Annotated in this window: 21 protein-coding genes and 1 pseudogene; 9 read left to right on the top strand and 13 right to left on the bottom strand. The window is 69.7% G+C overall.

What is annotated here, in order from left to right:
- Positions 1 to 2: 2 nt before the first annotated feature.
- From G510_RS17205 to G510_RS0114195, 3 genes are read right to left on the bottom strand one after another with little or no spacing between them, the layout of a single operon-like run.
- The gene (locus G510_RS17205) at positions 3 to 956 is read right to left on the bottom strand and encodes an ABC transporter permease (RefSeq protein WP_051216799.1); all 954 of its coding nucleotides are present in this window, start codon (positions 954 to 956) and stop codon (positions 3 to 5) included.
- The gene (locus G510_RS17200) at positions 949 to 1,929 is read right to left on the bottom strand and encodes an ABC transporter permease (RefSeq protein WP_051216798.1); all 981 of its coding nucleotides are present in this window, start codon (positions 1,927 to 1,929) and stop codon (positions 949 to 951) included. Before G510_RS17200 ends, G510_RS17205 begins: the two co-directional genes overlap by 8 nt.
- A gap of 33 nt (positions 1,930 to 1,962) precedes the next feature.
- On the bottom strand, positions 1,963 to 3,537 hold the full coding sequence (locus G510_RS0114195; RefSeq protein ID WP_051216797.1) for an ABC transporter substrate-binding protein: 1,575 nt from the start codon (positions 3,535 to 3,537) through the stop codon (positions 1,963 to 1,965).
- A 406-nt stretch (positions 3,538 to 3,943) separates the two neighbouring features.
- Here G510_RS0114195 and G510_RS0114190 point away from each other — a divergent pair, with 406 nt between their 5' ends.
- Genes G510_RS0114190 through G510_RS0114180 form a run of 3 tightly spaced genes read left to right on the top strand, consistent with a single transcriptional unit; the run spans position 3,944 to position 7,802 of the window.
- Positions 3,944 to 4,873: a 5-dehydro-4-deoxyglucarate dehydratase gene (locus tag G510_RS0114190; RefSeq protein ID WP_029154145.1), complete on the top strand. Its 930-nt coding sequence runs from the start codon at positions 3,944 to 3,946 to the stop codon at positions 4,871 to 4,873.
- A 20-nt stretch (positions 4,874 to 4,893) separates the two neighbouring features.
- A complete protein-coding gene (locus G510_RS0114185; protein ID WP_029154144.1) occupies positions 4,894 to 6,474 on the top strand; it encodes an aldehyde dehydrogenase (NADP(+)) in 1,581 nt (526 codons plus the stop codon).
- Entirely contained in the window at positions 6,474 to 7,802 is a 1,329-nt protein-coding gene (locus G510_RS0114180; protein ID WP_157560735.1) for an enolase C-terminal domain-like protein, read from the top strand. Before G510_RS0114185 ends, G510_RS0114180 begins: the two co-directional genes overlap by 1 nt.
- A 107-nt stretch (positions 7,803 to 7,909) precedes the next feature.
- On the opposite strand, the gene G510_RS0114175 is transcribed toward G510_RS0114180, so the two are convergent.
- Together G510_RS0114175 and G510_RS0114170 are read right to left on the bottom strand one after the other, a co-directional pair.
- The gene (locus G510_RS0114175) at positions 7,910 to 8,848 is read right to left on the bottom strand and encodes an NAD(P)-dependent oxidoreductase (protein WP_029154142.1); all 939 of its coding nucleotides are present in this window, start codon (positions 8,846 to 8,848) and stop codon (positions 7,910 to 7,912) included.
- Positions 8,849 to 8,874: 26 nt separating this feature from the next.
- Positions 8,875 to 10,065: an MFS transporter gene (locus G510_RS0114170; RefSeq protein ID WP_051216796.1), complete on the bottom strand. Its 1,191-nt coding sequence runs from the start codon at positions 10,063 to 10,065 to the stop codon at positions 8,875 to 8,877.
- Between the two features lie 57 nt (positions 10,066 to 10,122).
- Between G510_RS0114170 and G510_RS0114165 the strand changes: the two genes are divergently transcribed.
- The 3 genes from G510_RS0114165 (at position 10,123) to G510_RS18960 (ending at position 15,015) form a co-directional block, all read left to right on the top strand.
- On the top strand, positions 10,123 to 11,523 hold the full coding sequence (locus G510_RS0114165) for an MFS transporter (RefSeq protein ID WP_029154140.1): 1,401 nt from the start codon (positions 10,123 to 10,125) through the stop codon (positions 11,521 to 11,523).
- Positions 11,524 to 11,535: 12 nt separating this feature from the next.
- Positions 11,536 to 12,381: an HAD hydrolase family protein gene (locus G510_RS17195; RefSeq protein ID WP_051216795.1), complete on the top strand. Its 846-nt coding sequence runs from the start codon at positions 11,536 to 11,538 to the stop codon at positions 12,379 to 12,381.
- 204 nt (positions 12,382 to 12,585) lie between these two features.
- Positions 12,586 to 15,015 carry a helix-turn-helix transcriptional regulator gene (locus G510_RS18960; RefSeq protein WP_029154139.1) on the top strand — a complete coding sequence of 810 codons (2,430 nt, stop codon included), beginning with the start codon at positions 12,586 to 12,588 and terminating at the stop codon, positions 15,013 to 15,015.
- Between the two features lie 163 nt (positions 15,016 to 15,178).
- On the opposite strand, the pseudogene G510_RS17190 reads toward G510_RS18960, so the two are convergent.
- Positions 15,179 to 16,193, bottom strand: a pseudogene (locus tag G510_RS17190) (LacI family DNA-binding transcriptional regulator).
- An 88-nt stretch (positions 16,194 to 16,281) separates the two neighbouring features.
- On the bottom strand, positions 16,282 to 16,638 hold the full coding sequence (locus G510_RS0114140; RefSeq protein ID WP_029154137.1) for a PLD nuclease N-terminal domain-containing protein: 357 nt from the start codon (positions 16,636 to 16,638) through the stop codon (positions 16,282 to 16,284).
- Positions 16,639 to 16,717: 79 nt separating this feature from the next.
- On the opposite strand from G510_RS0114140, the gene purS reads away from it, so the two are divergent.
- From purS to G510_RS0114125, 3 genes are all read left to right on the top strand, one after another.
- On the top strand, positions 16,718 to 16,963 hold the full coding sequence (gene purS, locus G510_RS0114135; protein WP_029154136.1) for a phosphoribosylformylglycinamidine synthase subunit PurS: 246 nt from the start codon (positions 16,718 to 16,720) through the stop codon (positions 16,961 to 16,963).
- Complete coding sequence (gene purQ / locus G510_RS0114130) at positions 16,963 to 17,664, top strand: phosphoribosylformylglycinamidine synthase subunit PurQ (RefSeq protein WP_029154135.1); 702 nt, start codon at positions 16,963 to 16,965, stop codon at positions 17,662 to 17,664. Before purS ends, purQ begins: the two co-directional genes overlap by 1 nt.
- A 209-nt stretch (positions 17,665 to 17,873) precedes the next feature.
- Entirely contained in the window at positions 17,874 to 18,803 is a 930-nt protein-coding gene (locus G510_RS0114125) for a 2-hydroxyacid dehydrogenase (protein WP_029154134.1), read from the top strand.
- On the opposite strand, the gene G510_RS17185 is transcribed toward G510_RS0114125, so the two are convergent.
- From G510_RS17185 to G510_RS0114095, 6 genes are read right to left on the bottom strand one after another with little or no spacing between them, the layout of a single operon-like run.
- Positions 18,800 to 19,681, bottom strand: a complete 882-nt coding sequence (locus G510_RS17185) for an ROK family protein (RefSeq protein ID WP_051216794.1) — start codon at positions 19,679 to 19,681, stop codon at positions 18,800 to 18,802. The genes G510_RS0114125 and G510_RS17185 overlap by 4 nt on opposite strands.
- Positions 19,678 to 20,403, bottom strand: a complete 726-nt coding sequence (locus G510_RS0114115; protein WP_029154133.1) for a copper homeostasis protein CutC — start codon at positions 20,401 to 20,403, stop codon at positions 19,678 to 19,680. Before G510_RS0114115 ends, G510_RS17185 begins: the two co-directional genes overlap by 4 nt.
- Complete coding sequence (locus G510_RS17180; RefSeq protein WP_425411304.1) at positions 20,400 to 21,932, bottom strand: M81 family metallopeptidase; 1,533 nt, start codon at positions 21,930 to 21,932, stop codon at positions 20,400 to 20,402. Before G510_RS17180 ends, G510_RS0114115 begins: the two co-directional genes overlap by 4 nt.
- Entirely contained in the window at positions 21,929 to 23,593 is a 1,665-nt protein-coding gene (locus G510_RS0114105; protein WP_029154132.1) for a dipeptide ABC transporter ATP-binding protein, read from the bottom strand. Before G510_RS0114105 ends, G510_RS17180 begins: the two co-directional genes overlap by 4 nt.
- Complete coding sequence (locus tag G510_RS0114100) at positions 23,590 to 24,426, bottom strand: ABC transporter permease (protein WP_036323585.1); 837 nt, start codon at positions 24,424 to 24,426, stop codon at positions 23,590 to 23,592. Before G510_RS0114100 ends, G510_RS0114105 begins: the two co-directional genes overlap by 4 nt.
- Positions 24,423 to 25,457, bottom strand: a complete 1,035-nt coding sequence (locus tag G510_RS0114095; protein ID WP_425411303.1) for an ABC transporter permease — start codon at positions 25,455 to 25,457, stop codon at positions 24,423 to 24,425. The genes G510_RS0114100 and G510_RS0114095 overlap by 4 nt, the downstream gene beginning before the upstream one ends.
- Between the last annotated feature and the right edge of the window lies 1 nt (position 25,458).

The following is a 25,458-nucleotide window of genomic DNA, read 5'->3' as shown; positions in this document are numbered from 1 at the left end:
TCTCAGGAGACCGTGGCGATCATCCGCTTGCGCGCCTTCTTCTGCTGTAGGCGCCACCGCTGGCCCGGGTCGGTCGCGAGCCGCAACCAGGCGGCGAGCATGTTCGCGGCGACGGTCGTGATCACGATCGCAACACCGGGCAGAACCGATTGCCACCACGCGTCCGTGAGGTATTGACGCCCCTGCGCGACCATGAGGCCCCAGCTGACGTCGGGCGGCTGGATGCCGATGCCCAGGAAGCTCAGCGACGACTCGGCGAGCATCACGTAGCAGAGCTCGAGCGTCGCGAGGGTGACGAGGGTCGGCAGCACGTTCGGCACGATGTGTCGGAACACGATCGTCGTCTGCTTCGTTCCGAAGTTGCGCGCTGCGTCGACGAACATCCGCGAGCGCAGCTCGGCCGAGTCGGCGCGAGCGGTGCGGAGGTAGATCGGGATCCTGGTGATCGCGAGCACGAGCACGATGTTCGCCGCGCTCGGGTTGAACACGTACAGAATGACGACGGCGAGCAGCAGCGACGGGAAGCTCATGATCACGTCGGCGATTCGCATCGAGACGCTCTCGCGCCAGCCCCGGTGGAAACCGGCCCACATGCCCCACGCCGATCCGACGACGGCCGAGACCGCGACCGCCGAGACCGCGACCCCGAGCGTGGTGCTCGTCGCGGCGACGATGCGCGCGAACATGCTGCGGCCGAGCGAATCGCTGCCGAGCACGAATTCCCAGCCCGCGGCGAAGCTGAACGGCGGAAGATTGCGCGCGGTGAGGTCCTGCTGCTGCGCGATGTCGCCGAGCAGCAGCGGGCCGAGCAGGGCGCATAGGACCACGATGATGAGGACCGCGGCGGCGATCGTCGCGCCGACGTCGCGCAGGAGCAGGCGGAACAGGCTCGGGCGGTCGCCCTTGTCGCGCGTCTTGCGGGTGAGGACGGTGACGGTGGGTGTGGCGTCAGACATGAGCTGCCACCTCCTGCTTCTCGCTCGTGGCCTTCTTGCCGTGCCCGGCCTTGGAGGAGGGGCGCACCCGCGGATCGAGCGCCGCGTAGCCGAAGTCGATGACGATATTGAGCGCGAAGATCGCGAGCGCCGTGAGCAGCACGGCCGCCTGCAGAACGGCGAAGTCACGCTGCAGGATCGAATCGATCATGAGCTTTCCGATTCCCGGCCAGCCGAAGATCGTCTCGACGATGACCACGCCGTTGACCATGCTGACGGTGAGATCGCCCGCGACGGTCAGCGCCGGAGCCGCGGCGTTGCGCAACGCGTGGTGCGTCACGATGCGCATCTGCCCCGCGCCGCGACTGCGCGCCACGTTCACGTAGGGCTGTCCGAGCACGGTCACCATGGATCCGCGCACGATCTGGGCGAGCACGCCCACGGGGCGCAGCATGAGGGTCGCGATCGGCAGCACCCAGACGCTGATACCGCCGTCGGTGCCCGACGTGGGCAGCCAGCCCAGCGTGATCGCGAAGATCCAGATGCCGAGGATCGCGAGCCAGAAGTCGGGCACGGAGGCCGCGACCATCGCGAAGAAGCTCACGATCCGATCGGCGATGCCGTTCGGCTTGAGCGCGGCCCAGCTTCCGATGATCACCGCGACGACGATCGCGATCACCATCGTGGCGCCCGCGAGCTGCAGCGTTGCGGGGAACGCGCGCAGCACCATGGTCGACGCGCTCTCCCCGGTGCGCAGCGACTCACCGAAGTCGAATCGCAGCACCCCCAGGAAGTAGTCACCCATCTGCTCCCAGATCGGCTTGTCGAAGCCGTTGCGGGTGGCGAAGTCGTCGCGCATCTGCTGCGTCGCGTTGAGCGGCAGATACAGCTTCGACGGGTCGCCGGTGAGGCGGGCGAGCACGAACACGCCCAGGACCACTGCCACCAGCGGCAGCGCGCTCTGGAGGATCCGTTTCCTCAGGTACGTCCACATGTGCTCGCCCTCCTCACTCGCTCTCGCTCACGGTCAGCCCGCGAGCGAGACCTCCTTGATGCGCAGCTCGTCGCCCGTCGACGAGTTGGGCTCGTAGGTGACCCGATCCGACAGCGCCAGCATCACCGTCTGGTGCGCGATCGGCGCCAGCGCCACGACGTTGTCGTGCTCGTACTGGAACACCTCTTCGTACGCCGCCTGACGCTCATCTCCCGTGAGCTTCGCCGCGGCCTCGATGAGCTTGTCGAGCTCGGGATCACCGAACTCGGCCTGCGCCGCACCGGTGAGCATGTACTGCTCGACCGAGAACTGCGCGTCGCCCGCCTGGTTGCCGTGCTGGATCAGCATCGCGATGGGGCCCTCGTCCGTCACGAACGGCTGCGTCTGGTACTGCAGGTGCTGGGTCGTGTCGACCATGCGCAGCTCGATGTCGAGGCCCGCCTGCGAGATCTGCTCGCGCAGCACCTCACCGAGCTCGCTGACCTTCGGGAACTGCGCCGTGCGCACGGGCATGATGATCTTCGTGTCGACCGGGGTGCCGTCGGCCTTCGCCTCTTCGACGAGCTCCTTCGCCTTGTCGAGGTCGTACGGCCACGGCTCGAGCGAGTCGTTGTAGCCGACGATCCCCTCGGGAATCAGCTCGGCTGCGACCTTGTCGCCGTCAGGGTAGAGCGACGAGACGATGGTCTCCTTGTCGATCGCGTAGTTGATCGCCTGGCGGATCCGGATGTCGTCGAGCGGAGCCGTCTGACCGGAGAACCGCAGCGCGATCGTCTCGTTGTTCGGGTAGCTGACGGCGAGGTCGCCCGCGCCGTCGTCCGCGCTCAGGCCGAGCGCGATGTCGGCCTCACCGCTCGTGACCATCGCGGCGCGCACCGTGCCCTCGCCGCGCCACTGATACTTCACCTGGGCGAAGTCGGGGGCGGCGTCCCAGTAGTCGTCGTTGCGGTCGAGCGTGATGCTCGTGCCGGCCTGCCAGTCGGAGATCGCGTACGGGCCCGTTCCGATGGGCTCGCGCACCTTCTCGTCGGCCGAGGTGTCGGCCGCGACGATCTCGATGAACGAGAGCTTCAGCGGCAGGATCGGGTCGGGCGAGACGGTGTTGACCGTGAGGGTCGTCGCGTCGACTGCTTCGACCTCGAGGTCGTCGTCGCCGAAGATGTAACCCTCGACGTCGCAGCCGAGGTCGCCATTGACGGCACGGTCGATCGAGTGCGCTGCGGCCTCCGCATCGAACGGGGTGCCGTCCTGGAATGTCACGTCCTCGCGCATCGTGAACGTCCACTCGGTGTCGCCGGTCTGCTCCCACTCGGTGGCGAGCAGGGGCTCGAGATCACCCGTGGACGGGTTGCGCTCGACGAGCGGTTCGGTGACGGTGCTGCGCACGACGACACCCGTCGAGGTGAGGTTCGCATCGCACGCCTCGAGCGTCGGCGGCTCCTGGGTGAGAACGACGTTGAGCGTTTCATTCTCGCCGCCGTCACCTCCGCCGGATCCGTCCGGCTCGGAGTTCGCGACCGAGCAGGACGCGAGCATCGCGAACGACGCGACGGCCGCGACGCTCATCGCCAAACGCTTCGCCCTGTGCTGTGGGGAAGAAATCTTCATTGGTTCCTCCTGGTGGGGGTACTCGGCGACCGTCATGGGCGCCGATTGTTAATGAATCTCGCACCGGGCTCGAGCGGGGTCAAGACCGCAGAGGCCCCTCGACACCTGTCATCGCGCGGATCTCGTCCGATTCGCCGCGCACGCTGCGCCGGGGATCCGCGAGATTACGCATCAAAGTCGAGATGAATACGCGCGGCGCATTGATCCATGCGACTTTTCTCATAGACGGACATCGTTCGATCGACATAGTCTCCCGCCATGACGCACCGACCCGCGCGGCTCCGGCTGCGCTCGCCGATAACGTCGAGCGATACCCGCAGAGCATTGATCCATCCATAAATCGGCTTGCTCGTGCATTGATTACGTCTTAGCGTGAATAGCATCCCTCCCCACGACAGGAGCAACCGTGACCAATTTCACCCCCTCCGAGCTCGCCGCCCACCTGAAGGACGGCCTGCTCTCGTTCCCCGCGACGGCCTTCGACGCCGACCTCGAGTTCGACGAGAAGGCCTACCGCGAGCACGTCTCATGGCAGGCGAGCTACGACGTCGGCGGCCTCTTCGCCGCGGGCGGCACGGGCGAGGGCTTCAGCCTCACGGTCGAGGAGAACGCCCGCGTCGTGCGCACCGCCGTCGAGGCCTCGCGCGCCGAGGTTCCGGTGCTCGGATCCGCGGGCGGCTGGACCAAGAACGCCGTCGCCAACGCGCAGGCCGCCGAGGAGGCGGGCGCCGAGGGACTGCTCGTGCTGCCTCCGTATCTGACCGAGTGCACGCAGGAGGGACTCGTCGCGCACGTGTCGGCGATCGCCGAGTCGACGAAGCTGCCGCTCATCGTCTACAACCGCGCCAACGCGGTGTACTCGGCCGAGACCGTCGCCGCGCTCGCCGACCGCCACGAGAACTTCATCGGCTTCAAGGATGCCAACGGCGACATCGAGCACCTGGCGAAGGTCACCGCCAAGAACGGCGACCGCCTGTTCTACCTCGGCGGCCTGCCGACCGCCGAGACCTACGCGCTGCCGCTGCTGCAGATGGGGATGAGCACGTACTCGTCGGCCATGTTCAACTTCGTGCCCGAGTTCGCGCTCGAGTTCTACGGCGACGTGCGCAACCAGGACCGCGCGGCCGTCACCGAGAAGCTCACCCGTTTCGTTCTTCCCTATCTCGACATCCGCGATCGGGGGCAGGGCTTCGGCGTCTCGATCGTCAAGGCGGGCATCCGGGCGATCGGCCGCAACGCCGGCTCCGTGCGCCCCCCGCTGAAGAACCTCAGCGAGCAGGACCTCGCCGATCTGAACGCCCTGATCGACGCCGCCGGTGTGCGTCCGCAGGCCTGAAGCTGCGAGAGGATAGCGCTATGACTGCTCGAGAACTCACTGGACACTCGCTCATCGCAGGCCGCACCGTCGCGGGCACCGGGTCGACCTTCAACGCGATCGACCCCGCCACCGGCGACGTGCTTGCGCCGGACTACTCTCAGATCGACGTCGATCAGCTCCGGGAGGCGACCGCGGCCGCCGACGAGGCGTTCGCGTCCTTCTCGTCGCTCTCCCCCGACACCCATGCGGCATTCCTCGATGCCGTCGCCGACGAGATCGAACAGATCCGCGACGCGATCATCGAGCGCGCTGCTCAGGAGACGGGGCTGCCGGTCGCACGCCTGACCGGTGAGGTCGGCCGCACAACCGGCCAACTGCGTATGTTCGCCGGCGTCGTTCGGTCGGGTCTGTTCCGCGGCGTGCGCGTCGACCCGGCGCTTCCGGATCGCACGCCCGCGCCCCGCGTCGACATCCGCCAGCGCAAGCTGCCGCTCGGCCCCGTCGCCGTGTTCGGTGCGTCGAACTTCCCGCTCGCCTTCTCGACCGCGGGCGGCGACACCGCCTCGGCGCTCGCAGCTGGCTGCCCCGTCATCTTCAAGGCGCACAGCTCGCACCCCGGCACGAGCGAGCTCGTCGCCGGCGCGATCTCGCGCGCGGTCGCCTCGAACGACCTGCACCCGGGCGTCTTCTCGGCGATCTTCGGCCCCGGCCGCACGGTCGGCCAGGCGCTCGTGACGGATCCGGTCATCCAGGCGGTCGGCTTCACCGGCTCGCGCTCGGGCGGGCTCTCGCTCGTGCAGGCCGCCCAGTCGCGTCCCGTGCCGATCCCCGTGTACGCCGAGATGAGCTCCGTGAACCCGGTCTTCATCTTCCCGGGCGCGCTCGAGGACGGCCTCGAGGATCTCGCGGCCGCCTACGTGGCGAGCGCGGTCGGATCCAGCGGCCAGCTCTGCACCCAGCCCGGCAGTGTGTTCGTGCCGGCGGGCGAGAAGGGCGACGCGTTCGTCGCCGCCGTGTCGGCCGCGATCGAGAAGTCGGTCGGACAGACCATGCTTTCGCCGTCGATCGCGGGGGCGTGGCGCGAGGGCGCCGCGACGCGCGACGACCACGCGGACGTGTCCGCTCGCGGAACCGAGGGAGAGGGCCCGAACGCCCCGGCCCCCGTCATCCACTCCACGTCGATCGAGAAGTTCGTCTCGAACGAGGTGCTGCAGGGCGAGATCTTCGGCGCCGCGAGCCTCATCGTCCGCTACGCGGACGTGTCGGAACTGCCCGCCGCCGCGGAGCGCCTCGAGGGCCAGCTCACCGCGACCCTTCAGCTCGCCGACTCGGACGCACCGCAGGCCGCCGCGCTGATCCCGGTGCTCGAGCGCAAGGCCGGGCGGATCCTCGCTAACGGCTGGCCGACGGGCGTCGAGGTCGGGCACGCGATGGTGCACGGTGGGCCCTTCCCCGCGACGAGCGACTCGCGCACGACCAGCGTCGGATCCCTCGCGATCGAGCGGTTCCTGCGCCCCGTCGCGTACCAGAACCTTCCCGACGCGCTCCTCCCTGCGCCCCTCCAGAACAGCAACCCGTGGGGCGTTCCGCGCCTCGTCGACGGCTCTCTCGAAGGCTGATCATGGCTGCGCCCACGATCGCTCGCGTCGAGGCGGTTCCGGTCGCCGGGCACGACTCGATGCTGCTGAACCTCTCCGGCGCGCACGGCCCGTACTTCACGCGGAACATCGCGATCGTCACCGATTCCGACGGCCGCGAGGGCATCGGGGAGGTGCCGGGCGGCGAGCCGATCCGTCGCACGATCACCGACGCCGCCGAGCTGCTCGTCGGGCAGCCGGTGGCCCGGTTCCGCTCGCTGCTGCGCGACGTCGCGAGCCGGTTCTCCGACCGCGACGCCGGCGGCCGCGGCATGCAGACGTTCGACCTGCGCACGACGATTCACGCCGTGACGGGCCTCGAATCCGCGCTGCTCGACCTCCACGGCCAGCACCTCGGCGTGCCGGTCGCCGAACTCCTCGGAACGGGCCAGCAGCGCGACGAGGTGCCGATGCTCGGCTACCTGTTCTTCGTCGGCGATCCGGATCGCACCGACCTCCCCTACCTGCGCGAACCGGGCAGCGCGGATCCGTGGGAGCGGATCCGCCGCGAGGAGGCGATGGATGCCGCGGGCATCGTGCGCCTCGCCGAGGCAGCACAAGCGCGGTACGGCTTCTCCGACTTCAAGCTCAAGGGCGGCGTGCTCGCGGGCGACGACGAGGCCGACGTGATCACGGCGCTCGCCGAGCGGTTCCCCGAAGCCCGGGTGACGCTGGATCCGAACGGCGGATGGCTGCTCGAGGACGCCGTACGCATCGGCAAGCGCTTGAACGGCGTGCTGGCGTATGCGGAGGATCCCTGCGGTGCGGAGGGGAAGTTCTCCGGCCGTGAGGTGATGAGCGAGTTCCGACGCCGCACGGGGCTGCCGACCGCGACCAACATGATCGCGACCGACTGGCGCGAGATGGCGCACGCCGTGCGCACGAACGCGGTCGACATCCCGCTCGCCGATCCGCACTTCTGGACCATGGCCGGATCCGTGCGCGTCGCGGAGCTCTGCGATGATTTCGGCCTCACGTGGGGCTCGCACTCGAACAACCACTTCGACATCTCTCTGGCGATGTTCACGCACGTCGGCGCGGCCGCTCCGGGCGAGATCACGGCGCTCGACACCCACTGGATCTGGCAGGACGGCCAGCAGCTCACGAAGAACGCACCAACGATCTCGGGCGGCGCGATCCAGGTGCCGACCGCGCCCGGGCTCGGTGTGACCCTCGACCGCGACCGGATCGCCGAGGCGCACGAGCTGTACGTCGAGCACGGCCTCGGCCAGCGCGACGACGCCGCGGCGATGCAGTACCTCGTCGAGGGCTGGAGCTTCGATCCGAAGCGCCCCTGCCTCGTGCGGTAGGTCGGCGCCCGGGTTCGAGCAGAGATGAGCCGTAACTGCGGACCGAATCGGCTATTCGCTCCGCAGTTACGGCTCATTTCCGCCGTTGTGGCTCGCGGCCGCGCGCCCTACCGCTCGACGACGTTCTTGATCCGCGTGCCGTCGAGATAGGCGGCGAGGTTCTCGTGGATGAGGTTCGCGCCGAGGTCGGCGCGGCCGCCCGCGGCGTGCGGCGTGAGGATGAGGTTCTTCGCGTCCCAGAGGGGAGAATCCGCGGGCAGCGGCTCGACCGCCGTGACGTCGATCGCGGCGCCCGCGATGGATCCGGAGTCGAGCGCGTCGACGAGCGCGTCCTCGTCGATCGTGGTGCCGCGGCCGACGTTGACGACGTAGGCGTGGTCGGGCAACTGCGCGAGCCGCTCGGCGCCGAGCGCGTTCTGCGTCGCCGCGACGCCCGGCAGGATCATGATGAGCACGTCGGTCTCGGGCAGCACCTCGCCGATGCGCCCTTCCGAGATGACGGGGAAACCGGATCGCTCGCCGTCGCTGCGGGCGACCCCGCGCACCTCGGCGCCGAGGGCGTCGAGCACCCGCGCGAGGTTCTGGCCGATGTTGCCGAATCCCCAGATGAGCACGCGTGCGCGCACGAGACTCGTCACGGCGCCCTCAGGACGCATCAGGTGCACCCCGCCGAGCTCGCGCGACCACTCGTGCGCCTTCTGCGCCCGCGCCGAGGCGGGCAGGCGGCGCGCCAGCGCGAGGGCAAGGGTGACGGCGTGCTCGGTGACGGTGCGGTCGTGCACCCCGGATCCGTTCGCGATGACGACGTCGTCGGCGAACCCGGCACCCGTGATCTTCTCGGCGCCCGCGCTCAGCGCCTGCACGAACTTCAGGTTCGGCAGCTGCACGGCGCTCGCGAGATTGTCCGCGTTGTTGCCCCAGGCGACGAAGACCTCGGCGTCCCGATGCTCATCCGGAATCGGCACGGCCGGGTCGTACAGCGCCACCTCGGCACGCGGATCGACGTCGTCGAGGAACTCGACCATATCGGGAACAAGGATCTTCATCGGTCCACCTTTCGTTCGCCTCCAGCCTACGGCTTTCGCGGGATCGCCCGCGGCATCACGAACGCCAGAACGAGCACCAGCAGGCCGCCCGAGAGGGAGATCAGCAGGCCCATGCGGATCGAGCTCGCGTCGGCGATCATGCCGACGAGCGGGGGCGCGACGAGGAAGGCGAGGCGCATCAGCCACGTCACGATCGTCAGGCCGGTTCCGGGGCGCAGGCCGGGCAGCCGGTCGGCCTGCTGCATCGCGAGCGGGATCGTCGGCGCGCAGCCGAATCCGGCGAGCACGAAGCCGGCGCACGCGCCCCACACCGTCGGCACGCCGACCGCGAGGCCGATGCCCGCGGCGATGAGGATCCCCGCGACGGAGACTACGGCGCGCGCGCCGAAGCGATCCACGAGCCGGTCGCTGACCATTCGGCCGACGAACTGCGCGGCGACCAGCCCGATGAATCCGGCCGCGGCGATCGCGGCGGGCGCTCCGACTTCCTCATTGAGATAGAGCGACGCCCACGAGAAAGCGACCTCTTCGACGAGCCCGCCGCCGATCGCGATCAGCAGCATCGCGATCAGCAGGAACACGATCTTCGAGGTGACGCCGCCCGCTGCCCGGCGCACGCGGATCTCGGCTGTCGTTCCCGACTCGGTCTCCGGCCCCGGCAGCGCGAGGCGCAGCGCGAAGATCGACACGCACGCGAACACAACGGACGACCCGAGGATGTGCCAGCGCACGGGGATCCCCAGCGCGATCGCCCCGGCCGCGATCGCCCCGCCGGTCACGGCACCCGCCGACCACAGCGCGTGCATCGAGTTGATGATCGACCGGCCCCGGCGCTCCTGCACGCGCAGCGCGTTCGCGTTCTGCGCGACGTCGGTGATGGCGTCCATTGCGCCCGCGACGAGGAAGGATCCGGCCAGCAGCAGGATCGACGGCGACCACGCGGCCGCGAGCGTGCCGAGCGCGAGTAGGACGGTCGTCGTGGCCGCGATCCGCGCGGATCCGAACCGGCGGATCAGCGCCGCCGCCGCGAGCCCCGCGACCATCGCGCCGACCGGATTCATCGCGATCACGACGCCGTACGTCGTCGCGTCCATCGCGTGCGCGGCCTTCAGCTCGGGATATCGCGGAACGAGGTTCGCGAACACCGCGCCGTTCGTGAAGAAGAACGTCGCGGCGGCGATGTGGCCGCGCTTCAGCACGCGATCGGGTGTGGGCACCTACCGATCCTGCCCGAACGCCGCGGAGATGTCACATGTACGCGATAGTGTGCGGCCATGAGCGAGATTCCGCGCCCCCCGGCACTGGCCAACAGCGAGGCGGTGCCCGTGCTCGGCCTGCAGAAGCAGCTGGGCGGCGCCCCGACGAAGAAGTCGACGATTCTGTCGTGGGCGCTGTGGGATTGGGGCCTGCAGCCGTTCAACACGATCATCGTCACGTTCATCTTCACCGCGCTGTACCTCACGACTGACGCGTTCCTGCCGGCCGACGGGGCGGCGATGGCCAACGACCACCCGGCGAAGAAAGGCGCGCTCGCCGACCTCGCGAGCGGCCTCGGGTGGGGCTCGACCATCGCGGGGCTGCTCATCCTCCTCCTCGCCCCCGTGCTCGGCCAACAGGCCGACGCGCAGGGCCGCCAGAAGCTGTGGCTCGGCATCGGCACGATCGGCACCGTGCTCAGCATGCTCGCGCTGTGGTTCGCCGAGCCGGCGCCGGCGTTCTTCTGGTTCGCGGTGTCGATGATCTCCGCCGGCACCGTGCTCGGCGAGATCGCGGCCGTCAACAGCAACGCGCTTCTCGTGAGCATCGCGACGCCGAAGAACATCGGCCGCATCTCGGGGCTCGGGTGGGGCTTCGGATACGTCGGCGGCGTCGTCGCGCTGATCCTCGTCGTCGCGTTCTACATCAGCGATTGGTTCGGGATCCCCGACGACGGCGGCGTGCCGTTCCGCCTCATCGCCGTCGGCTGCGCCGTGTGGGCGATCGTGTTCTGCCTGCCGGTGTTCCTCAAGGTTCCCGAGCCCGCACCGCTCGGCAAGCCCGAGCGCAAGGCGGGCTTCTTCCAGAGCTATGCCATCCTCTTGCGCGACGTGAAGGGCCTCTACAAGAACCCCACGACGCGCAACACCTTCTGGTTCCTGCTCTCGAGCGCCGTCTTCCGCGATGGGCTCGCGGGCGTGTTCGCGTTCGGCGCGGTCATCGCGAGCCAGGTGTTCGACTTCGGGTTCATCGACATCGTCATCTTCGGCATCGCAGCGAACCTCATCGCGGGCGTCTCGACCATGGTCGCGGGGCGCTGGGACGACAGATTCGGCCCCAAGGCGATCATCGTTTTCGCCCTGACGGGAATGGTCGTCGCCGGCCTCCTCGTGTTCTTCTTCGCCGACGCCGGGAAGATCGTGTTCTGGATCTTCGGCCTCGTCCTGTGCGCGTTCGTCGGGCCTGCCCAGTCGGCCGGCCGATCCTTCCTCGCGCGCGTGACACCGGCCGGCCGCGAGGGCGAGATCTTCGGCCTCTACGCCACGACGGGCCGCGCGGCCAGCTGGATGTCGGCCGCCCTCTGGTCGGCGTTCATCGCCATCACGAGCGCCACCATCTTCGGCGTGCTCGGCATCGTGCTCGTGCTGCTCGCCGGGCTCCTGCTGATCCTCCCTGTGAAGCCGACCACCCGCGCCTGACAGACTGAATCCATGACGCGCCAGATTGCCTTCCTCGACATCGACGGCACGATCCTCGACACGTCCGGATCCATTCCCGAATCGACCGTCCGCGCGGTCCGCGAAGCGCGCGCGAACGGGCATCTCGTCTTCCTCGCGACCGGCCGCGGGCCGACCGAGATCGGATCCCGGATCCTCGACATCGGCTTCGACGGCGCCATCCTCGGCGCGGGCGCCTACACCTGGATCGGCACGCCCTACACCGACGGCTCCTGGCACGAGGAGCATCTCATGCACCCGGATCGCGCCGCCGAGATGATCGCGGTGTTCCGTGAGGTGGGCGCCGACTACATGCTGCAGGGCCGCGAGGGCGTGTGGACCACGCAAGGCGCCGTCGACCGCATGTGTGCTCGCCTCGCCGCCGAGGGACGCTTGACCGACAGCCTCCGCGAGGTGCTGATCGATCGCGTCACGATCGACGCGGATCCGCCCCTCGATCGGATCGCGAAGGCGACCTTCTCAAGTGAGGACCACGGCACCTACGGCGCCGTCAAGTCACGTCTCGGCGGGGAGTTCATGGTCATCACCGGCACGATGCCGGGCCTCGGCACAGCGGGCGGAGAGGTATCGGTCGCCGGGGTGACGAAGGGTGCGGCGCTCGTCTCGGTCATCGCGGAGCTCGGGCTCGACCGGGCGAACTCGATCGCCATCGGCGACAACAACAACGACCTCGAGATGCTGGCCGCGGCCGGAGTCGGCATCGCCATGGGCAACGCGACGCCCGAGGCGCTCGCGGCCGCCGACGAGACCACGGCGCACGTCGACCACGGCGGCATCTGGGCGGCGTTCGAAAAGCACGGGCTCGTCCAGCCCGGCTGAGCCGCGGACGTGCAAGGGCCCGGGCTGCGCTCCCCCGACCGCTGCCCGGGCCCAAAGCCTCTCGGCCGTCGACGTCGCGTGATCGCGACCCCCGACTCTTCGAGATTACGGTGACAGCCGTCGCAGTCCCGCATGAATGAGGGAGTTTTCACCCGCCGGTCACCCGTAATTCGCCCGCGGTCACCCCCGTGCCAAGATGGACGCATGAGCGACCGCGACCGGCTATCGAGACCCCGCCTCGTATCGCTCTGGCGCCGCGTCACACCGGGGGCGACCGTCGTCGTGACGGCGCAGCACCGCTCGGGCGTCGCCACGAGCGTGCGCGAGTGGCTCGCCGAATCCGACCTGCGGCTCATCGTGTGGTCGTCGAACCGCGTGGAGGTGCCCGCCGATACCCCCGACGCCGACGTCGTGCTCCTCGAGCTCGAGGGCATGCGCGAGGATCACGTCACCGCGACGCTGGCCGTGCGTGCACGCTGGCCGAGCGCCACGCTCATCGCCGTGACGAGCACGCAGTGGCCGTCGCCGCTGCTCGACAAGGGCATGCGGCCGGAGCGCGTCTTCGCGGGATCGATCTTCGGCTTCACCGCGGACGAAGCGATCGACCGCGCCGAGCAGCTCGGTCTCACCCTCACCTGGGACGAGGCCACCGCGCTCCTCGACCGCGTCGGATCCCACGCCGGGTTCGTCGATGCGGTGCTGCGCGCCGCCGCCGTGCGCGGCGAGCTCGACGACGCAGCCGTGCGCGCGGGGTGCGACGAGCAGTCAGCGCACTTCGCCGGATCCGCCGCCGCCGGAGTCTTCCGTCCGAACGGATGGCGCGCCGCGCTCGTGTCCGCGCGGATCGGCCCGATGCCGCGGCGCACGCTGCTCAGCGTGTGGGGGCGCGACGAGGTCGTGCGCGCCGCGCTCGACAACGTATTGCAGTCGGGATTCTTCGTGGAGGACCTCGAGCAGGACACGATCGAGCTGCGCCCGGATCTGCGTATCGCGTTCACCGCGCGCATGGAGCGCGAGGTGCAGATCGAGCAGATCGATGCCGACGTCACCGAGCTCGCGGCTCGGCTGCTGTCGAACGGCGAGGCCGACGACGGTTGGGCCATCGTCGCCGAGCTGCCCGGCGCGCGCACCCGCTTCCTCGCCCGTCACTGGCGGCTGCTCGGCGAGGTCGACGTCGCGCGCGCCCGGCCGTGGCTCGAGGAGGCCGTGACCCGCGATCCGGATCCGGCGCTGCGCGTCGCGCTCGCGCGCACCATTCTCGACGTGACGAGCATGGATCACACCGGCAGCATCTCGGAGGCCGACCGGCGCCAGGCCGAGGCCCTTCTCGATGAGGTCGACGACCCGGACGGCGACCTCGGCGTCGTCGCGGCCGCCCTTCGCGGGGTGCTGCTGCGGTTGGACGGGCGCTTCGATGAGGCGCTCGCGACGCACGAGGCGCTCGCCGATGCCGACCGCGAGCCCGCCTCGGACCCGGCGCACAGCATCGTGCGCGCGGGCGTGCTGATGCAGGCGGCGCTCAGCGCCTTCGACGCGTCGCGGTCCGACATCGCATCCGAATGGTTCTCGGCCGCCGCCGCGCTCGCCCATGCCGCCCACGACGACCGCCTCGCGCGGTTCGCTCACGACATGCTCCTGATCGCGACCCCCGGGGGCGTGCCGCTGCCGACCAGTTTCCAGGCGCGCATCGACGGAATCGTCGGCGCGCAGCCGGTGTCGCCGTCGATGCGGGGAATCGTCGCGCTCTCGAGCGCGCTCTACGTCGTCGAGCCCCGCGCGCTGCAGACGGCCCTCGACCGGACCGAGGTCTCTGCGATCGACGACCCGCACGTCCTGCGCTTCGTGACGGTCGTGCTGCGCTCGATGGCGCACAGCCTGCTCGGTACGTCCAGCCTCGCCCTCAGCCGGCTCGAGCTGTTCGAGCAGGAGCTCGGCGGCCGCCACCTGTCGCGCAACCAGCAGACGCTCCTGGCATGGGCGCGCGCCGAATCGCTGCTCGATGCGGAATCCGGCGAGAAGGCGATCGCGGTGCTCGATGATCTGCCGGCGGCGGGCACGCGCACGATCCCGATCGACCTGCTGCGCGCCCGCGCCTACCTCCGCGACCGCGAGCCGGCGCGCGCACTCGCGTGCCTCGCGGCGACGGGCGACGCGCCGGGGTCCGGAGTGCTCGCTGTCTGGTCGCACGTCGTCCTGTTCCTGGCGTACCACGACCTCGGATCCGAATCATCGATCGATGTCGCGCGTTCGCACCTGCAAGCGGCGATCGTCGCCGCCTCGCGCGCACGCCCGATGCTGCCGTTCGCGATGCAGGGCATGGGAGCGCTGAACACGACGATCGCTCAGGCGAGCGAGCTCACGCTCGATGCCGCCGGACGCCGGCTCGTCGCCGACCTCGAGACGATGCGCGATGGACTGCAGCGGGCAACACGCTCGACCGACGCCCTCAGCGACCGCGAGCGCGCCGTCGTCGCCGAGCTCGTGCGCGCAGACTCGACCAAGGACCTCGCCGCCCGCCTGCACGTCTCGCCGAACACGGTGAAGACGCAGCTGCGCTCGATCTACCGCAAACTCGGCGTCTCCTCCTGGGCCGACGCCGTTTCCACCGCCCGCCGTCTCGGCCTGGCGAAGTAGCGACGGTCCGCACCCCGGTTCTGTCGGAGCTGCAGGAGCGGTGCCTCCGGTTCTGTCGGAGATCGGGCGTCAACATGCGTGTAGCGGCCCGATTCCATCAGAATCTCCGACGTATCCGCAACGGGTGCGGCAGGGGTTCCAACAGAACCGGGTCGAGGGTGGCTCAGGCGCTCTCTCGAACGACCAGTTCGAGCGGAAGGATGGTCTCGCGGGGCGGATCCTGCCCCGCCAGCACCTGCAGCAGCACGTCGGCCATCGCCGCACCCTGATCGCGCGACGGCTGACGGATGGTGGTGAGCGGCGGAGACACCGACGAGGCCACGGGCGAGTCGTCGAAGCCCACCACCGCCACTTCGTCGGGCACGCTGACGCCTTCGCGCTGCAGCTCGATCAGCGCACCCCTGGCCATCAGGTCGCTCGCCACGAACACGCCGTCCGGGGGCGGCACCGGAGGCGAGGATGCGCCGCATCGCTTCCTCGGCGCCCGTGGCCGAGAAGTCGCCGTCCTCGACCGCGATGAGCTCGAGGCCCGCATCGGCGAGCTCCGCCCGGCAGCCGGTGAGACGGTCGACAGCCGAGGCCATGCTCTGCGGGCCGGTGATCATCGCGATCCGCCGGCACCCCCGGCTCAGGAGGTGACGGACGGCCATGCGACCGCCCTCGACGTTGTCGACGTCGACCCAGCACTCGCCCGGGCGCGGATGCATCGGGCGGCCTCCGTAGACGACTGGCGTCGTGCGCGCGATCCGCCCGACGAAGGCGTCGCTGGTGTGGTGCGAGACGACGAGCGAACCATCGACATTGCCGGATGACACGTAGCTCGCGGCCTTATCGTCGGGGTCCTTCGACGCGATGAACAGCCCGAGCATGTACGGCGAGGCGGAGATGCGATCGTTGATGCCCGTGACGATCGCCGCGAAGTAGGGATCCCCGAAGAACCGCATCGTGTCCTCGGGCACGACGAGCGCGATCGCGTGCGTCTGCCGAGAGGCGAGAGAGCGCGCGGCCCTGTTCGGCACGTAGCTCAGCTCGGCGATCGCCTTCTCGACTGCCGTCAGCGCCTCGGGGCTGACCCGATGCCCGCCGTTGACGACCCGCGACACCGTTGACCGGGATACCCCGGCACGAACCGCGACCTGCTCGAGCGTCGCGCTTCCGGCGTCGCTCTTCAAGGTCATCGCGGACTCCAGATCGTCTCGTTGTCGCGCGGCGCTCGTCACCGCACGATCCCCGGCCGCCATCGGCCAGAGCTCCTCATATTACGCGTCAGCTCAGGCCGCGCTCGCCTCTGCGGCGGGCGATCTCCTCACGCAGCTTGGCCTCGTACTCCTCGCGCTCGAGGTCTTCGAGCTGCTGCTCCGTCGTACGGAATCCGGGCGTGCGTGCGGGCGTCGCGGGAGGCTGCTGCGCCCGCCGCGGGGCACGACGCAGACGCGCACCGCGCTGCTCGTACTCGCGCCCGAGAACCCACCACAGGATGCTGCCGATGAACGGCAGCAGAATCACGACGAGGATCCAGACCATCTTCGGCAGGTATCGCACGCGGTCGTCGGGGATCCGAATGATGTCGACGAGCGACGCGACGAACAGCGCGAGGTTGAGGGCACCGATAAGGAAGGGCATACCCGCATCTTATTAATGGTCAGCGTCGACCGGCTAGAATCGGGGTGTCCTTCCCGCCCGCGACTTCCGGAGCTCACACATGCCCACCATCGTCGTCGACGTCATGCCCAAGGCCGAGCTGCTGGACCCGCAGGGCAAGGCCGTCACCGGATCGCTCGCGCGACTCGGCCACGAGAAGTTCCAGAACGTGCGCATCGGCAAGCGCGTCGAGCTCACGGTCGACGGCGAGGTCACCGACGAGGTGCTCGCCGAGGCGAAGACCCTCGCCGAGGAGATCCTCTCGAACCAGGTCATCGAGGACGTCGTCAGCATCGAGGTCGTGTGATGGCGACCCGCATCGGCGTCGTCACCTTCCCCGGTTCGCTCGACGACCGCGACGCCCAGCGCGCGGTGCGCGCAGCAGGCGCGGAGCCGGTCGCCCTGTGGCACGGGTCCCACGACCTCGACGGCGTGGACGCCGTGATCCTGCCGGGCGGGTTCTCGTACGGCGACTACCTGCGCGCCGGCGCGATCGCCGCGCTGGCCCCGATCATGTCCGAGATCAAGCAGGCTGCCGCGAAGGGCATGCCGGTTCTCGGCATCTGCAACGGCTTCCAGATGCTCGTCGAGGCGCACCTGCTGCCGGGCGGCCTCATCCGCAATGCGCACCAGCAGTTCATCCGCCGCGACCAGAAGCTCACGGTGACGAACTCGGATACGGCATGGACGAACCGGTTCAAGACCGGCGAAGAGATCGTGATTCCGCTGAAGAACGCCGACGGCGGCTTCACGGCCGATGCCGAGACGCTCAAGCGCATCAACGGCGAGAACCTCGTGACGTTCCGCTACGCGGGCGTCAACCCGAACGGATCCATCGACGACATCGCGGGCCTCACCAACGAGCACGGCAACGTGGTCGGCCTCATGCCGCACCCCGAGCATGCGGTCGAGCCAGGCTTCGGCCCGTCGACGCCCGACGCGATGCGCTCCGGGATCGACGGCCTGCGCTTCTTCGAGAGTGCGCTGAACGCCCTCCAGGTCGCGTAGCGGTTCGCAGAAGGCGCGCTCACGGATCCGTTCCGGAGCGCGCCTTCTGCGTGCCGGCCTGTAGTGCCCCGCGCGCCGCACTCCGTGCACAAGTACGGCACGTCCGGGCAGCTGCCGCATAAAACCGCCCGATCCCGGGCGCCGGGGCAGGATCTGCCGTAGTTGTGCACGCAGGAGGGCGGGCCCTTTCTTCCCGGTACGGTGGACGTGTGACCGAATCACTCACCGTCTCCGTGCCCACCGAGCAGCTTGCCGCCGACGTGCGGGAGCGGCTCGATCCGTCGCTCGACATCGAGGTCGTGCTGTGGGCCGAGGGTGCACCGCCCCGCGAGCGCATCGATCTCGTCGTGCCGCCGTACATGAAGCAGGGCGAGATGCTGCGCGCGAGCGCGGCCGTCACACCCCGGCTCATCCAGGGTCAGGCCATCGGGTTCGACGGAGTGGCGAAGGCGCTGCCCGATGGTGTGCTCTACGCCAACGCCACGAGCGTGCATGAGGCCGCGACCGCCGAGCTCGCAGTCGGCCTGATGATCGCGGCCCAGCGAGACCTGCCCACGGTGGTGCGCAATCAGGATCGCGGCGACTGGGACAACTTCTGGACCGCCGGGCTCGCCGACCGCCGCATCGTCATGCTCGGGTACGGCGGCGTCGCCAAAGCGATTGCGAAGCGCCTCGAGGGTTTCGAGGCCGAGCTGGTGGTCGTCGCGTCAAGAGCCCGCGAGGAGGACGGGATCCGCGTGCACGCGATCAACGACCTCGCCGAGCTGCTGCCGTCGGCTGAGATCCTCGTCAATGTCCTACCGGGCGGCGACGCGACGCATCACCTGATCGACGACGCGGCGCTGTCGGCGCTCCCCGACGGTGCACTCGTCGTCAACGTCGGCCGCGGTCCGACCTTCGATACGGACGCGCTCGTCGATCACATCTCTCGCGGGCGGATCCGCATGGCGAGCGATGTGTTCGACCCGGAGCCGCTCCCCGCGGACCATCCGCTGTGGACCCTGCCGAACACACTGATCACGCCGCACGTCGGCGGTCGCACGGCCGCCATGGCCCCGCGCATCGCGAAGCTCATCGCACAGCAGGCGGCGCGCCTCGCGCGAGGCGAGGATCCCGTCAACGTGGTGCTCGGAGTCTAGGGCCCGACCCGCCGCACGGCCTCGGCAGCGCCGCGCGCGCCCGCCCACACGCCGAGCGTCGCCAGCCGAATCTCCGGCACCGTGTGGAACGTCGCGCTCGCGCGGGCCATCTCGATCGCGGGGTGCACCGTCCATTCGGGCGATCGGGAGAGCCCGCCGCCCACGACGATGAGCTCCGGATCGACCAGGGCGCTCACCTCGAGGATCGCGCGGCCGAGCGCACGCGCGGCGTCGTCGAGCGCGGCGCGCGCCGATTCGTCGCCCGACTCGGCGGCGCGCACGACGTCGACGGCCGTCGCTCCGTCGGCGCCCGCACCGCCGCGTTCTGCCCAGCGCGCGGCGAGCTGATGTCCGCCGATCGCGGTCTCGAGACACTCGAGCTGTCCGCACGAGCAGACCACGCCGTTCGTCGCAACCCGCATGTGCCCCACCTCGCCAGCGGCCCCGTGAGCGCCGCGGCGAACGGATCCGCGAGTCACGTGGGCGCCCGCGATGCCCGTACCGAGCGCGAGGACGAACACGTCATCGCTGCCGCGGCCCGCGCCGAGGCGCGCCTCCGCGAGCGCGGCCGCCTCGCCGTCCTGCACCGCCGTTCCGGGAATGCCGAGGCGCGCCGACAGTACTTCGGCAGGAGCCGTGCCGTCGAGCCAGGGCAGGTTCGTGCTGCGGCCGACGATGCCGGTCGCGGGGTCGAGCGTGCCGGCGACCGTCACCCCGAATGCGTCGGCCGGCGCGGAAGCGAGGAACCTCGCGACGCGGTCTCCCAGCTCGTCGATGCTGCCCGTCGGAGCGGTCTCGCGGGCGAGCTCCTCGCCGCCCTGCGATACGAGGAGGAACTTCGTGTGTGTGCCGCCGTAGTCGATGCCGAGCGCGGTCACAGCGCGGCACCCGGCGCGAGGATCTCGCGGATCACGGTGGCCTCGTCCTCATCGGTCGTGGCATAGCGCGTCTCGCCGGCACCGGCAGCGGATCCGAGAGAAACGGTGAGCCGGTCGGTCACGGTGCGCTTCGCCGACGCATGCACCGCGTCGACACCCGTCGCGGCGATCGATGCGGCATTGCGCGAGGTGACGCCCGCACCCGCCATGACCTGGAGGAGTCCGGCCGCGTGGGCCGCGAGCGCACGCAGCTCGACGAGCGCGTCGGCTGCTGCGGATCGGCCTCCCGAGGTCAGCACGCGCGCGACGCCCGCTTCCGCGAGCTGATCGAGTGCCGCACGCTGGTCGGAGAGCTGGTCGAACGCGCGGTGGAACGTCACCTCTCCGTCCGATGCCGCGCGCACGCGGACCACGAGGTCGAGGTCGACGGCGTCACCGACGAGACCGCCGATCACGGCTCCCGCCGCGCCGAGGCTCATTGCGTGCCGCACGTCGGCCAGGATCGTGCGCTTCTCGACATCGTCATACGTGAACCCGCCCTCGCGGGGCCGCACAAGAACGTGCACCGGAACGCCCGTCGCCACCGCCTGCTCGATGAGGCCGGCAGACGGCGTGACGCCGCCCGTCGATAGCGCCGAGCAGAGCTCCATCCGCGTCGGGCGCACGCGCTCGGCAATCGCCACGCCTGTGGGATCCTGCACCGCCAGCTCGAACGCCGTCATCGCGTCGCACTGCCTTCGTGAGCTCCCGCAAAGCCGCGCACGTACTCGCGACCGCGAAGAACCGCCGCCGACAGGTCGGGGCGCGTCTCGAACTGATCGTACGGATACATCGGCCGCCCGATCCTCGAGTGGCCGAGGCGCTCGAGATCCTGGTCGACGGGGCCGGGTGTGAGCGCGAGCGTCCATCCCTGAGCGACGTCGTAGAGGGTCGGCTCGAGGTATCCGATCTTCGTGACGACGATGTCCGCCTCGGTCGGGTCTAGCCCGATCGCGTGAAAGTCGGCGACGTCGTGGAACGCCTTGCGGAATTCGGTGACGATCGCGCGAATTCCGCCGACGCGGATGACCGCGATTCGTCCCGCCGCAGGATCGCCGGAGTGCAGCGACAGCAGCTCGCCGCGGATCCGCACCGGCCCGGCCACCCGGTGGTCGACCCGCGCGCCGGCCGTGACGTCGACCGCGTCGCCGACGGCGTGCGCGAAGAGCTGTTCGACCGCGCCGGCGTCGAAGATCGATGCCGCGTAGGTGACGGGAGCGTCGTCGCCCGTGAGCCGCGGATCCGCGAGCAGCCGCTCCAGCGTCCACGTGACGTCACCGGATCCGCCCGCGCCCGGGTTATCGCCGGAATCGCTGATCAGGTAGGGGCGGGCCCCGTCGTGCGCGAGCGCGTTCGCCACGGCGTCGTCGAGGGATCCGGGCGGGCCGACGAACGCGAAGTCGTCTCGCGCGTCCCACACCTCGCCCGCGATGCGCTCGGCCTCAGCGACGATGACGGCTTCGTCGTCGCCCGTGACCATGACGGTCGCGTGGCAGCGCGGCTCATCGGCCCAGGCGTACCCGATCCACAGACCGAGGTCGCTGACGCCCTCGCGCTGCTCGACCTCATCGAGCTGAGCGTAGAGCGAACGGGCGGGTTCGACACGCGTCGACGTCTTCTCTCCCGGCAGCAGGATCGGCACGCGCACCCAGGCGGTCAGCGGCTTCTCGCCGCGACGGATCCACTCGACGAGGCGGTGCGCGGCGCGCTCCTTCGTCTCCCAGGCGTCCTCGTGCGGCGCCAGGCGATAGCAGGTCGGCAGGTCCAGGGCGAGCGCGAGGGTCTCCGACATGTTGCCGTGCAGATCCATCGGCGCCGTGATGATCGCATCGGGCCCGACGACCGAACGTACCGCGGTCACGAGGTCGCCCTCCGCGTCGTCGAGTCCCACGACGCTCATCGCGCCATGGATGTCGAAGTAGACGCCGTCGACCGGTCCGGCGCCACGAAGGCCCGAGACGATGCGCTCCTTGAAGTCGTCATAGACCTCTCGCAGCACGGCACCGCCCGGGATGGCGCGCGCCATGAACACGGGGATCCACTCGGCTGCCTCTGCGAGCGGCGCGCCGTCTGAGAGAAAGGCGTAGCGGCGGATGAGCGCCTCGCCGGTCAGCACGGGGAAGTCGCGGTACCCGGCGCGGTGTGCGGCGTACGCGCTCGACTCGATCGCCATTCCGACGATCGCGATGCGGGGCTTCGTCACGGTTCTCACTTCTCCAGAAGTCCAGCGCGCGCGGCACGGCGCTCGCGCTGCGCGATGGGGTCGGGCGACGGCACGGATGCCAGCAGCTCCTGCGTGTACAACTCTCGCGGAGCGCGCAGCACATCCGACGTGCGCCCCTGTTCGACGATCGCACCGCGTCGCATGACGACGACCCGCTCGGTGAGTTCGTTCACGACACCCAGGTCATGGCTGACAAATAGGCACCCGAAGCCGAGCTCAGCGTGCAGGCTCCGCAGCACGTCAAGCACCTCCGCCTGCACAGACACGTCGAGGGCGCTCGTCGGCTCGTCGGCAACCAGCAGTCGGGGAGTGAGCGCGAGCGCCCGGGCGAGGCCGATGCGCTGGCGCTGGCCGCCCGAGAACTCGTGCGGGTATCGGCTTGCCGTGTCTCGCGGCAGGCGCACGGCATCGAGCAGCTCGGCCACCCGCGCGCGCTTCGCCGCGCGCGACATCCCGCGGGCGTGGATCGCGAGCGGCTCGGCGATCGACTCCCCCGCCGTCTTACGCGGATCCAGTGACCCACCCGGATCCTGGAACACGACGCCGACCTCACGCAGCAGGCGACGCGCGCGGCGGCCCTTCAGCTCGTTCAGGGGCTGGCCGAGCAGCGTCAGCTCGCCTGACGACGCGGGCAGGAGGCCGAGAGCGAGGCGACTGACCGTCGATTTGCCGGATCCCGACTCGCCGACGAGGCCGACGAACTCGCCCGCGCCGATCGCAAGGTCGATGTCGTGCACGGCCGGAACGTGGCGTCCGTTCACGCGGTAGCCCGCGTTCACGCCGCGCAAGAGGATCACCGGATCCTCAGGCGCGTCGAACTCGTGCGGCGCGGACGACGCCTCGGCGCCCCCGAAGGCGGCCGGCGGCAGCGTCGGGATCGCCGCGAGCAGGGTGCGGGTGTACTCGTGGGAGGGATCCGTGAGCACGTGCTCGGCGGGACCCGACTCGACGACCTGCCCGTGCCGCATCACGAAGACGCGGTCGGCGAGGTCCGAGACGACGCCCATGTTGTGGGTGATGATCATCAGCCCGGTGCCGCGCTCGCGCACGAGCCGGCGCAGCAGGTCGAGGATCTCAGCCTGCACCGTCACGTCGAGTGCGGTCGTCGGCTCGTCCGCGATGATGACGTCGGGCTCGCACGCGAGCGCGATTGCGATGACGATGCGCTGGCGCTGGCCGCCCGACAGCTCGTGCGGGAACTGGCCCGCGCGCTTCTCGGGATCCGGGATGCCGACGAGCGTCATCAGCTCGACCGCGCGCTCGAGCGCCACGTGCTTCGACGAGTCCGTGTGGTTGCGCACCGCCTCAGCGATCTGCCCGCCGAGCGTCATGGTCGGGTTGAGCGCGGTCATCGGCTCCTGGAAGATCATCGACACGACGCGTCCGCGCAGGCCGTCGAGCGCGGCGTCCGGCTGGCCGATGACCTCGTGCTCGCCGCCCACGCGAATCGATCCCGTCGCGGTCGCCGTGCGCGGCAGCAGCCCCATCGCTGCGAACGAGGTGACCGACTTGCCGGATCCGGATTCGCCGACAAGGGCGACGACCTCGCCCTTCGACACGTCGAGGTTCACCCCGCGCACCGCGAAGTCGTCACGGCCCGCGAAGCGCACGCGCAGGTCATCGATGCGCAGCACTGTCTGGGAGGTCATGCGGTTTTCCCCTTCACATCGAATACGTCGCGCAGCCCATCGCCGACGAAGTTCAGCGCGCACACCACGAGAACGATCGCGATGCCCGGCGGAAGGATGAGCCACCACGCGTTCTGGTAGACGAGGCCGAGGCCGTCGCTGAGCATCGCGCCCCAGTCGGTCGCGGGCGCCTGCAGGCCCATGCCGAGGAAGCTGACGTACGCGACCAGCAGGATCGCGTCGGCGACCTGGAACGTCGCGTTGACGACGACCGTGCCGATCGTGTTCGGCACGATGTGCTGCACGACGATGCGCGTGTGGGATCCGCCCATCGCACGGGCGGCGACGACGTAGTCGCGCGTCTTCACCGACAGCGACTCCGCGCGCACGAGGCGAGCGGGCACCAGCCAGGACACGAAACCGATGACGAGGATCATGATCCATTCGCTCGGCTGCACGATGCTCGACAGCACGAGCAGCAGGAAGATCGCGGGGATCGCGATGCCCGCGTCGACGATGCGCATCATGACGGCGTCGACGATGCCGCCGACGTAGCCCGCGATCGCGCCCCAGAGCGTTCCGATGACGGTCGCGAGCAGACCCGCGAGGATCCCGACGAGCAGCGACGTGCGCCCGCCCACCATGAGCCGGCCGAGCACGTCGTAGCCGAGCGAATCGGTTCCGAGCGGATGCCCCTCGACGCCCGGCTTCAGGTCGGCGCTCTCGAGCACCGTGCGGACCTGATCTGTGGGGTAGACGAGCGGGCCGATCGTGACGAACAGGATCGCAATGACGAGGATCGCAAGCCCGACCACGGCGAGGCGGTTCTGCGAGAAGCGCTTCATGAAGCTCATGCGATGCCTCCTCGCGTGCGTGGGTCGAGCAGGGACTGGATGATGTCGGCGAGCAGGGATCCGACGACGGTGGCGATCGAGATCACGAGCACGCACCCGAGCAGCACCGGGAAGTCGCTCGATTGCGCGGCGCTCCAGAACAGCAGGCCCATGCCGGGGTAGTTGAACAGCTGCTCGATGACGAGCGCTCCGCCGAACATCACCGGAAGCTGGTACCCGAGCATCGCTACGACCGGCGTCAGCGAGTTGCGCAGCAGGTGGCGCGAGAGCACGCGGCGGAACGGCGTTCCCTTCGAGCGCGCGGTGCGGATGTAGTCCTCGCTGAGGTTGTCGAGCGCCGACGAGCGCATGTAGCGGCTGAAGTTCGCCACGAGGGGGATCGCGCCCGTGAGCACGGGGAGGATGAGGCGCTGCGGCTCGGCGAGCACGGCCGCGATCGTCTCGCCCTGCGGGGCATTCGCGGGCAGGATCCCGAGGTTCTGGCTGAAGATCATGATGAGCAGCATGCCGAGGAAGAAGCTCGGCGTGGAGTACGCGACGATCGCGATCGTCGACAGCGTGTAGTCCGCCCCCTTGTTGCGCCGCACCGCCTGGAAGATGCCGACGGGGATCGCGATGAGGAGTGCGATCACGAGTGACAGCCCCGTCAGCAGGAGCGTCTTCGGAAGCCGCTGGCTGATGGCGTCGGTCACCGACATGTTGAGCAGGTAGGACTGCCCGAGGTCACCGGTGAGAAGGCGACCGAGGAACAGGATGTACTGCTCCCAGACCGGGCGGTCGTAGCCCTGCTCGTGATTGAACTGGGCGATCTGTTCGGCCGTGGCCTGCACGCCGAGCACGCCACGGGCGGGACCGCCGGGCAGCATCTGCAGCAGCGCGAAGACGACGACGGTGACGACGAAGATCACGATGAGCGCCTGGCCGATGCGCCTCAGCAGGAAGAACAGGTACGGATTGCGACGGGGTCGCTTCCCCGCGACCGCCGCCTGTTGGGCGACGGTCGCGGGGAGCGAGTCAGGGATGCTGCTCACG

The sequence above is a fragment of the Microbacterium gubbeenense DSM 15944 genome (assembly GCF_000422745.1).
In the GTDB taxonomy this organism is placed as follows: Bacteria; Actinomycetota; Actinomycetes; order Actinomycetales; family Microbacteriaceae; genus Microbacterium; species Microbacterium gubbeenense.
The sequence above is the reverse complement of the archived record's forward strand: the minus strand, read 5'-3'. Positions and strand labels throughout refer to the sequence as shown.